We start from the raw sequence: 9636 nt of genomic DNA on the forward strand, positions 1-9636 counted from the left end.
TGGGTTGAGGCAGAATCGATCGACCGCCTTTGGGGCAGCACTGTTAATTTCTGGGGCCGCATTAGGGTTTGCAACACCGGAAGCTATTGCAGACGAACCTTCTGGAGCAATGGATACTCTGTCTGGGGTCGCCGAATTGCACCAAGGCACTTCTGCTCCGAGCGGAGATATAGCTCAGGTTACGTCTGTTTCTCAGTTAACGGATGTCAAGCCAACCGACTGGGCTTATCAGGCACTGAAATCTCTGGTAGAGCGCTATGGCTGTATTGTGGGGTACCCCGATAAGACCTATCGCGGCAATCGCGCGCTCAGCCGCTGGGAATTTGCCGCTGGTCTGAATGCTTGTTTGGACAAAATTCAGGAACTGATTGCCGCAGCCACGGCTGATTTTGTCAGAAAGGAAGACCTGGAAACCGTGAAAAAGCTGCAAGAAGCCTTTGCGGCTGAGCTTTCTGCCCTTCGAGGTCGGGTGGATGCCCTGGAAGTACGTACCGCCACCCTGGAAAAGCAGCAGTTTTCCACAACGACCAAGCTCAGTGGGTTGACCTGGTTTAATGCTACAGGAGCGACATCCGGTGGGAAAAACGTTCAGTTTGAAGCCATTCCCGTTAATGGCAGAGCACCCAGTGCCGCTCCTAATGGGGATATTCGTTTAGCTGGACGAGATCCAGTTACCGGTAGACCGCTGGTGCAAACCACAGATAAGGCTCAGATCACCTTTAGCTATTTAACCTGGCTGACGCTCAATACCTCCTTTACCGGAAGAGATAGCCTGGTAACTCAACTGGCTGCCGGGAATGGAATTTCACCCGCGAACCAATTCGCTTCAGCAGGGTTCTTTAATTCCTGGGGAGTTCCCTTTACGGATCAATCGGCTGGGCCAGTGAATGGCAGTTCCCAGGTGGTGATTCACGATTTGTTCTATACCTTCCCGCTGGGTGAAGCTGTAAAGGTGACGGTTGGCCCCCGGGTGAATTGGTATCGCTACTTTGACTTTAACCGCTACACCTTCTTCCTGACCGGAGCTAGCAGTTTTGATTCGATCGGCAGTACCCAATCCAATGCGATTGATCGCGGGTCGGGAGCCGTCATTGAGTGGGACATCAGCCCCCAGCTGCGCTTTGCAGCCGCCTACCTGGGTGAGAATACGGAATTCCTGCCTGGTGGAATTCCTGGATTGAACACCTCCAGCAATCCCAACTTTGGTTTATTTGGAGGTAGCAATACGACAACAGCCGAGTTAACCTTCTCCCCTTCCCCCAAGTTCAACTTGCGCTTGATGTACAACTATTCCAGGCTGCAGGCGGTCTTTGGCCAGGTTGGGGGGGCTGTGGGTGAACCCATTCCCTATGGTTATTTAGATGCTGGCCCTGAGTTTGCGATCGCGAACGGCTTTAGTGGTGGATTAAAGTCTGCCACAGCAAATTTCTTTGCAGTTAACTTTGACTGGGCCATTACCAATGGATTTGGCATCTTCGGACGTTACGGCTATAGCGATATCCGCTTGCAACCCATTGACAGAGCGGTGAGTGTGCAATCCTTCCAGGTAGGTTTGGGTTTCCCCGATCTGCTGAAGCAGGGAGCATTAGGGGTGGTTACCTTCCTGATGCCGATGGATATCCGCAGTGGCAGACGTTACTTTGCCGCTGGGGGAGGCGATGGTGGCACCATGTACGAGTTGGAAGCCAGTTACTACTATCCCATCACGGACAACCTTGCCCTGGTTCCCGCCTTTTATGCCATCTTTAACCCTAATAACTTTGACAGCAACCCTAATGTGTACGTGTTCAACCTGAGAACCCAATTCAGTTTCTAGGGATTGACTACTCCCCGGCGTGAATGCGCGGGGATTCTAAACGGATGTTACGGGACAGGCTAAAGCCGTGCCCCTTCACTTTTCCATTAGCTGACCAGAGTTTGATTCTCTGGGGACGAGTCAAAGCGCCCCTAGACACTCCGCTAAGGTCTAAGCCCAGCGTCATGCTTACTTTACGCAGAATGTTGGCAGCGCCATTACAGTCTGCGTTGATGTACCAGTTCAGAGCAGTCCTAAACAAACCTGGCTTCGTTCTTTTCCCTGACGACTTCCAGCTATCGGGTTTTTCACCGATGGTTGGCAAGAAATCGTTATCCAAGAATGAAGCCTGAGAGTAGTAAATACCACAATTAGAGAGCTTGTTTGCTTCCTCGCAGACAAACTCTAGAATCGGGCTTGAATCAATCAATACAGGCTGACAACCGAACAAATGTATTATCTCCTTACTCGTTGTGATACCAGCACTGAGCAACAAAAATGAGTATAAATTTATGGCTAAACTCTCAGCTAAAGATCATGAGTATCGGCATGAGGGGAACGCGGTTTTCCTGATCAACTGCCACTGTTAAGCAGTACATCAAATCTCAGACTGGTAAGTAACGGGCAGGCTAAAGCCTGCGGCTGCGTTTCATCCCCGGCTTAAAAGACCGGGGTTCTCACGCGAGTTTTCTATAGTCATAGGATTAAAACTTTCACTATATCCAGTCATTAACTGTAGCCATCTACAAGGTAATTCAAATTATAATGGATTGTACTGTGATTAATCGTTGCCTATTAGATCTCTATGTGATCACCAATCCATCTTGCAAACTACATATCCTACAAGTTTTCTGCCGCTTTTCAAATTAGACTAATTCCTGACCCCTGTTCTCCCTTCACTATGAGATCCCATACAAACCAATAAAATTAAAATCGATTCTCTCCCTATTTTTGATATTGGTCAAAAAATGTGATTGCGAAAGCTAATTCGTAATGATGATACTTTTTCCAGAAAAGATATTGGCGTAATCTTGGCTAAAAAGGGTGATGTTGGCTACATCGTCAGTATTGGAACTTATTTGCAAAGTTACTACATTTATGCCGTGCATTTTATGTAAACAGGCTATGTTGTCGATTGTCGCTACAAGGAACTTGAATCTGCAGAGGAAAATTAATGAAAGTCATGTTACGCCGTAATAATCTTGGTCATCTCACAGTCTATGTAGCCAAAAAGATTTAGAAGAAGAAGTTGTCAAAGAAGCTAAAAAAGATAACGAAAAAATCTTTACACTGGCTAACGGCTGGGAACTCGCGATCGCCGATCTGCAAGAACTGCTGAAGTTGCCGCAAACAGTAGAAGCTAGAAGGATTGCTTGAGAAGTTTTGAGTATCAGTTTTGAATGTTAAGTTCAATGTGGGCTTAACACACCGAGCTATGAGCTACTCTCATCCCTAACGCATGGAATTTAACTTTGAAGGACAATTTTTGGGCTTTGCTGGAGAGCGGGGTAAGTTCAAATACTTGCGGTTGGGAATGGTTTCAGAGGAACTAGAAATTAAGATTCCCCAATCTAGCTGTAGCATGGATTCAGCAAACCGTTGGGCTGAACCATGTCATGAGAGAGCTGTATCCGCCGATTACCCCTTATCAGTCAGGGATGTTGCAGGTTTCCGACTTGCATCAAATTTATTACGAGCAATCTGGGAATCCCCAGGGCAAACCTGTTGTTTTCCTGCATGGGGGGCCGGGAGGAGGCAGCATTCCTATGTATCGGCAATATTTCAACCCCGATCGTTGGCGGATCATTATCTTTGACCAACGGGGATGCGGCAAAAGTACTCCTCACGCTGAGTTGCGAGAGAATACCACCTGGCATCTGGTGGCAGATATGGAAACCCTGCGAACCCATTTAGGAATTGATCAATGGGTGGTATTTGGCGGCAGTTGGGGTAGTACCTTGTCTCTGGCCTACAGTCAGACTCATCCAGAACGCTGTTTAGGGTTGATTTTACGGGGTATTTTTTTATTACGGCAGAAAGAGATTCACTGGTTTTATCAAGAAGGAGCCAGTTATATTTTCCCCGATGCTTGGGAAGAATACCTGAAACCAATTCCACCCAATGAACGACAAGATTTATTAAGGGCTTATTACAAACGTCTGACGGATCCCGATCGCACTGTGCAACTCACAGCCGCCCGTGCCTGGTCAATCTGGGAAGCCAGCACCAGCAAACTGTTTCAGGATCCGGCTTTAATCAGTACCTTTGCAGCAGATGAGTTTGCCGCTGCCTTTGCTCGCATTGAATGCCATTACTTCATGAACAAAGGCTTCTTTGAGTCAGACAACCAGTTGATTGAAAAGGTCGATCGCATCCGCCATATTCCGGCAGTGATTGTGCAGGGCCGGTATGATGTGGTTTGTCCAATGGTGTCTGCCTGGGAACTGCACCAGGCATGGCCAGAAGCAGAATTCATCATCATCCCCGATGCTGGACATTCGATGATGGAACCGGGCATTCGCAGTGCCTTAATTGAGGCCAGCGATCGCTTCTCATCGTTTTTTTGACAACTTATGGAACCAGATATAATCTTCACCTTCGGGGGAACATTTGGCTTGAATTAAACGGTTGGAATAGTACAGATTTTTCCCAGACAGATCATTACGATAGCCAGTAGAAGTCCACTGGCCATAGGGATCGTTGACGAAGAAGCCATACGGGTCATATCCCCGCACCACAATAATATGACCAAAGCTGGTGAAATAGCCGTGAATAATGCAGGGCCGTCCTTCTGCGATCGCCTTCCGCAAATCGGATAATCGACCTCGCATCGTGAACTCATCCACCAGTCCATAGGCGGCTGCCATCTTGGCTAAGTCATTCGGTTCCCAACGGCTCAAGCCATTTTTTTCCATGTATTGATAGAGTTCGTCGGCTAGTTGCCCTGTCCCTGTCCCTTTGATTTGAAAATAAGTCATCACCATTGCAAAAGAAGTGACATTGCACGCCCCGGTAGGATTGAACTCATTGTCCAACTGACTATCATAGGGAATGTTGAGATTCTTGCTACTGGGTAAGTTATCGAAGGGAGGAGGAGGAGGAATGGGAACAACGACAGGCTGGGTATTGATGAACTGAATATCAGGGGCATAGGCAAACCAGGTGTTTCGGGGTGGATTACCATAAGCGTCCCAAAGCAGGGCTAGTTTCAAGTGATTATTGTTGGCCGTTGCCCAGGACTGCAAATTAAACACTCTCCCTGCCAGAATGGCTATCTTGTCTGTCGCAGGGAGTTGGGAAGAATCGACAGGAGCCTGTTTGAAGACTGTATTGCGCAGTACTTTTAAGCTGGGAGGTCTGAATAATTGAACGTGGGGAGTAAACACACACCAGGTATTGCGGGGTGGCGTTCCTAAAAAACTGCCGAATAAAGCAACTCTCAGGTGATTCTGGTTCACCACTTTCCAGGAATGAATATCCAGAATCGTCCCAGCAGCGACCGAAACCTTATCCTCTGGTGGCAGTTGGGAGGCATTTTCCGTGGTTTGCTTGAAAAGCGTATCCTGAATGACTTTAAGCTGAATGGGCATGACTCTATCCGTATATTCTGTGCGAGGGGTCACTGTAATTTTCCCCGTTCAGCATGGCATTTTGTGCCGAAAGTAATAAGACTTTGTTGTTTACCGCCCTGTGTCACCGATGCCAGCGAATTCATCACAGATGATTGTGTCAAAATGCCAGAGTGAGAGTTGTCAGAATTCAGCTACCTCTCCTCCTTTTGAAGAACTTTAGAGAAACAAATTATGAGTAGTCCCATCATTACAAAAGTCCTTGAAGAAATGAATAATTTGCCAGATGACCTGCAACAAAAGGTTTGACAGTTTGTCACGACTCTTCACCAGCAACACTTACAATCTTCTGATAATGCCTGGGATGTATGAGAATCCCTCACTGGAACCGTTGAAGCCCCTGCCGATTGGTCAGCCGAACATGATCATTACCTCTACGGCACCCCCAAACATCAGGAACCTGAATCATAAGCAATGAGCGCTTGTTTCTCGACACCGCATTCATTCAAGCCCTGCTCAATCCCCGCGACGACTATCACAACCAGGCCAAACAATTGTTTCCCCGTGTTCGTACCGCCTCCGAAGTCTGGATCACAGAAGCCATCTTTGCTGAAGTTGGTAATGCCTTGAGCGTATTCAACCGCAACGGAGCCGTTCAATTCATCCAGCAGTGCTATCGTACCGACAACATCAAAATCGTCAGCGTCGATACCGAACTCCTGATGCAAGCCCTCGCTCTCTATCAATCCCGCCCCGATAAAGGCTGGGGCTTAACTGACTGTATTTCCTTCGTGGTCATGCAATAGCAAAACCTGACCGATGCCGTAACAGGCGCGCAGCGAAGCTGATCCCTTCGGGTGCGTCATTTTGTCCAGGCAGGCTTCGTGTCCTGATGCTGGATACTCAGTAAGCCTTTTAGACTTCCTCAGCAAGTCCTAATTACGACCAACCGCGATCGCGTGCTCACAGAACGAGGGGGTATCATTCATAATGAAAGCATTCTGACAGTCAAGCTCACTCAGAACTCGCTGGGGTAGCCCATGCCCCAGTTTCCAGGCATGAACCCTTATCTGGAAGGATATTTGTTTCAAGACTTGCACAGTGCATTAGCCAGTCGGATTCGCGCACTCTTAACGCCGCTGCTGCGACCTCGTTATGCCGCACGGCTGGAAGTGTCCACGGTGCAAGATACCAGTTCAAGTGAGGAATTGGGAATCATCTATCCGGATGTGGAAGTGGTCAAAACATCCGATTCTTCTGGCTTGACCAAAGAACAAACGGCTGTTTTTACCCCAGCAACCCTAACTCTCCCACCGCCCATCACGCTGCGAATTCCCACGGTTGAAGTGAGAGAAGTAACCGGCAATCGATTGGTCACCTGTATCGAAATTCTCTTCTACGCAAACAAACGTCAGCTTGGTTTTGAGCAGTACCAACAAAAGCGCGATCGCCTGATCCGATCAGGAGTGCATCTGGTTGAGATTGACTTGATTCGGCGCGGCAGGCGAGCCATTGTGGAGTCTTTGCTGCCCAAGTCTCATTACTGTATTAGCGTCACTCGTGCCGGCGATCGCATCGCTGTGTGGGCGCTGAACATGCAGGAGCCATTGCCGACCATCCCGATTCCGTTGCTGCCCTCTGATGCGGATGTACCGCTGGATTTATCGCAGGCGATCCATCAGGTTTATGAGGAAGCCGACTATGATTTGACGATCGATTACAGTCGCCAACCGTCACCACCGCCGTTATCTGATGCCGAACAGCGATGGCTGAAGACGATCATGGGTTAAACAGGCCATGTCCAACCAGCGGGGCGATCGCACGGGTTCCTGAGTCGATCTCACCCTGGCTACCTGTACCCCCCGCCGGATGGTTGGGTCGCGTCTATCTGCGATCGCCCTCTACCCACAACCAACAGCGATCGCGTTTGCCCCAGTGAAAACCGCTATAAATGAGGGTATGTTGCGATAGAACTGGTTACCCCGCCCATGTCCTTTCCGTTCCCTGGAACGTGTTATTTGTGAGTTATCCACTGGATGAGCAGCACCAAAATCAATGCTGACACTCCTAATAAAATGTAGTGCCACCCTTTTAAACGGGAGACGAAAACTGACAATTGTGCCCTTGGAGCAGGAGCGGGCTGTTGCAGTTCAGTAATGCGATCGAGCGCGTATTGTTGCAACGGTTCGTAACCAATTGTGCTGGCCAGTGCAGCGGAGTGTTGCAGGGTCGCAATGGCGGCATCGATCTTTTGCAGCCGGATTTGGCAAGCAGCCACAAAGAGTAGGTTGCGGCTCTGGCTGTATTGATCGCCAATCTGCTCATAAATGCTCTGTGCCTGTTGCAGATATCCTAAGCCTGCTTGTGGGTCTTCCTGCAACTTACCAAACTTTTGCAGAACGTTGGCTTCCCCCAGGCGATCACCCACTTCCCGATACAGACCGATCGCCTGCTCATAGTTCGTCAAGGCTTCGCTGCGACGGTCAAGAAATTGCAGCACATCGCCGATCGCTTGTAACGTGTTGGCTTCCCCCAGGCGATTGTTTGTAGCGCGATAAACATCTAGGAGTTGTTGTTGCAAATAGGTGCGAATCAAGGGCTGAAATTGAAATGTCCAGCCTTCAGGACGATAAGTTTCTTGCAACAATGACCGCTTAGCCAGTTGTCGCAGTTGAGCTTCGGTCACACTGGAGTCTCTGGCAATTTTTAACAGTTTTTGGGTAAAGGGCATGGGAAAGGCCCAAACCTCAAACAAAACTGCGAGCAGCGTTTCATCTAGCCGCCGCAGGCTTTTCTTTAACACAATCTCAATACTGGTCTGGGGATCGCCCCGGTGCAGTCCCACGATTTTCAGCAGATTCAAGTCCGCCCGTTGCAACCCAGAAATGGGCGGGTGATCTCCAGCTACCTCTTTCAAGAAACCGACGGTCAGATTCAGCAACAGCGGATGCCCATCGGCTGCGACCACATACTCCCGCAATTCTGGCTCATTGCCCTGCACCTGTTGCGCCCTGAGCAAGGCTACCCCTGCCTCAACAGGCAGTCCGCCAATGGAGTAGGAGCGAGTGTGGCCAAGCTGATTCGCTGGCAAATCAGGGCGTTCCCGACTGGTGATCAGCAGTATACTCCGCCCCCCCGTTTCAAACCAACGTAGAAAGAAATGGTAGTAACCCTGATCTCGCCACTGCCCAGTTGGTTCCAGTAGCGTTTCTAAATTGTCCAGCACCAGCAAACATCGTTGTTGGGCCAGTCGATTCAATGCCTCCGTCGTGAGCTGAGCATCCGTCCAATCAGGACTGGGCTGATAGCCAAACCATCGCCCAAACCATCGCCCAAAGACCTAAAACGGTGGAAACTCTTGCTCAGAAAATAAAGGACGAAAGCTGACCCAGAATTTTTTATGAAACCCCTCGACCTGCTCAAACACACGCGCTGCTAATGCAGATTTACCGTAGCCTCCTACCCCCAAGATCTGAATCAATCGCACATCCGTCGTCAGGTCTGCCAGAATTTGCTGTTCTTCCTGGCGCGGTTGCCAGTGATAGTAGGGCGGCAGTGTTTCATCCAGCGTGACATCGATCTCCGTCAAGGGTGCATAGTTGTAGACATTAACGTCTCCCTGTTTGACGTTAAAAATATCACGGTCTGCGTTTTGGTCACCCGTTGGCCCCACACTCAAGACCCACCATACTTGTTGCCCTGTCCTGCATCCTCAATATTGAAGATGTCTCGTCCAGCATTTTGGTGATAAATCCGGTCAGCCACATCGGCGGTTTGATTGTGGACATTGATAATTTGATTGGCCATCTGCTACACGTCCGCTGCAAATGTCTGGTCTTCATCCATTTCCAGGTCGAGGTACTTTGTCACCTTTTCTAAAGCCGCAGGAGTTCCCTCTTTTTCCACCTTAGCCAGGGCAGTCTCAGCCCGTGCGTTCCCCCTGAATTGTGCCCAGATTGCCTTTCGCAGCTCATTTGCTTTTGCTAATGCTTCTCCCGTCAGCTTTTTAGCGGCTTCCCCCGTACTCGACTTGATGAATTCATTGAACGCAAGTTGGGCGATCGAGCCTGCTGCTAAGGTTACAGGTTCCATAGCACTTCCTCAATCTCACTTGATTCTCTTTACTATGGCAAAAGTTGAGGCGATCTCGCAAAGTGTTACAAATTCCTAGTATGAGCCTTAACCCCAACAATCCTAGACAGCAACAGTTGGCCCCTTAGAAAAGCTGGCTCACCAGGCAGCGAAAACTGGGCAAAATTGGGCTGGTCAATT

At 49.1% G+C, this 9636-nt stretch carries 11 protein-coding genes and 1 pseudogene; 7 read left to right on the forward strand and 5 right to left on the reverse strand.

The genetic code is table 11. The annotated features are described in order from the left end of the window. Positions 1-109 precede the first annotated feature (109 nt). From ACUVQO_RS13905 to pip, 4 genes and pseudogenes are all read left to right on the forward strand, one after another. Positions 110-1816, forward strand: a complete 1707-nt coding sequence (locus ACUVQO_RS13905) for an iron uptake porin (protein ID WP_445926461.1) — start codon at positions 110-112, stop codon at positions 1814-1816. Between the two features lie 953 nt (positions 1817-2769). Continuing rightward, positions 2770-2913, forward strand: coding sequence for a nitrogen fixation protein NifZ (locus ACUVQO_RS13910; protein WP_445926453.1), 144 nt, complete (start codon positions 2770-2772; stop codon positions 2911-2913). A gap of 65 nt (positions 2914-2978) precedes the next feature. Beyond that, positions 2979-3172 (forward strand): annotated as a pseudogene (nifT, locus tag ACUVQO_RS13915) (putative nitrogen fixation protein NifT). 239 nt (positions 3173-3411) lie between these two features. Continuing rightward, positions 3412-4362, forward strand: coding sequence for a prolyl aminopeptidase (gene pip, locus ACUVQO_RS13920; RefSeq protein WP_445926452.1), 951 nt, complete (start codon positions 3412-3414; stop codon positions 4360-4362). Here the strand turns inward: pip and ACUVQO_RS13925 are convergent. Continuing rightward, positions 4348-5385 (reverse strand): C39 family peptidase, encoded by a 1038-nt coding sequence (locus tag ACUVQO_RS13925; protein WP_445926451.1) that lies wholly within the window; start codon positions 5383-5385, stop codon positions 4348-4350. The two genes, pip and ACUVQO_RS13925, sit on opposite strands and share 15 nt — an antisense overlap. Positions 5386-5846: 461 nt before the next feature. Here ACUVQO_RS13925 and ACUVQO_RS13930 point away from each other — a divergent pair, with 461 nt between their 5' ends. The 3 genes from ACUVQO_RS13930 to ACUVQO_RS13940 all read left to right on the forward strand — a co-directional run bounded on the left by ACUVQO_RS13930 (position 5847) and on the right by ACUVQO_RS13940 (position 7303). After that, complete coding sequence (locus ACUVQO_RS13930; protein ID WP_445926450.1) at positions 5847-6170, forward strand: type II toxin-antitoxin system VapC family toxin; 324 nt, start codon at positions 5847-5849, stop codon at positions 6168-6170. A 234-nt stretch (positions 6171-6404) separates the two neighbouring features. Further along, positions 6405-7154, forward strand: a complete 750-nt coding sequence (locus tag ACUVQO_RS13935) for a DUF4058 family protein (protein ID WP_445926449.1) — start codon at positions 6405-6407, stop codon at positions 7152-7154. Then, a complete protein-coding gene (locus ACUVQO_RS13940; protein WP_445926448.1) occupies positions 7130-7303 on the forward strand; it encodes a hypothetical protein in 174 nt (57 codons plus the stop codon). The genes ACUVQO_RS13935 and ACUVQO_RS13940 overlap by 25 nt, the downstream gene beginning before the upstream one ends. Positions 7304-7378: 75 nt before the next feature. Here ACUVQO_RS13940 and ACUVQO_RS13945 read toward each other — a convergent pair whose 3' ends face one another. From ACUVQO_RS13945 to ACUVQO_RS13960, 4 genes are all read right to left on the reverse strand, one after another. Further along, positions 7379-8623 carry a tetratricopeptide repeat protein gene (locus ACUVQO_RS13945; RefSeq protein ID WP_445926447.1) on the reverse strand — a complete coding sequence of 415 codons (1245 nt, stop codon included), beginning with the start codon at positions 8621-8623 and terminating at the stop codon, positions 7379-7381. An 81-nt stretch (positions 8624-8704) separates the two neighbouring features. Continuing rightward, the gene (locus ACUVQO_RS13950; protein WP_445926446.1) at positions 8705-9043 is read right to left on the reverse strand and encodes a hypothetical protein; all 339 of its coding nucleotides are present in this window, start codon (positions 9041-9043) and stop codon (positions 8705-8707) included. Continuing rightward, a complete protein-coding gene (locus tag ACUVQO_RS13955) occupies positions 9040-9171 on the reverse strand; it encodes a hypothetical protein (protein ID WP_445926445.1) in 132 nt (43 codons plus the stop codon). Before ACUVQO_RS13955 ends, ACUVQO_RS13950 begins: the two co-directional genes overlap by 4 nt. A gap of 3 nt (positions 9172-9174) precedes the next feature. Then, the gene (locus ACUVQO_RS13960) at positions 9175-9456 is read right to left on the reverse strand and encodes a hypothetical protein (RefSeq protein WP_445926444.1); all 282 of its coding nucleotides are present in this window, start codon (positions 9454-9456) and stop codon (positions 9175-9177) included. Positions 9457-9636 lie beyond the last annotated feature (180 nt).

It is taken from the genome of Leptodesmis sp. (assembly GCF_052746595.1).

Excerpts from the sequence above, each read along its gene's own strand:
- ACUVQO_RS13905 (WP_445926461.1), top strand. The coding sequence starts at position 110 with ATGGATACTCTGTCTGGGGTCGCCGAATTGCACCAAGGCACTTCTGCT.
- ACUVQO_RS13940 (WP_445926448.1), top strand. The coding sequence starts at position 7,130 with ATGGCTGAAGACGATCATGGGTTAAACAGGCCATGTCCAACCAGCGGG.
- ACUVQO_RS13925 (WP_445926451.1), bottom strand. The coding sequence starts at position 5,385 with ATGCCCATTCAGCTTAAAGTCATTCAGGATACGCTTTTCAAGCAAACC.
- ACUVQO_RS13960 (WP_445926444.1), bottom strand. The coding sequence starts at position 9,456 with ATGGAACCTGTAACCTTAGCAGCAGGCTCGATCGCCCAACTTGCGTTC.
- ACUVQO_RS13955 (WP_445926445.1), bottom strand. The coding sequence starts at position 9,171 with ATGGCCAATCAAATTATCAATGTCCACAATCAAACCGCCGATGTGGCT.
- ACUVQO_RS13935 (WP_445926449.1), top strand. The coding sequence starts at position 6,405 with ATGCCCCAGTTTCCAGGCATGAACCCTTATCTGGAAGGATATTTGTTT.
- pip (WP_445926452.1), top strand. The coding sequence starts at position 3,412 with ATGAGAGAGCTGTATCCGCCGATTACCCCTTATCAGTCAGGGATGTTG.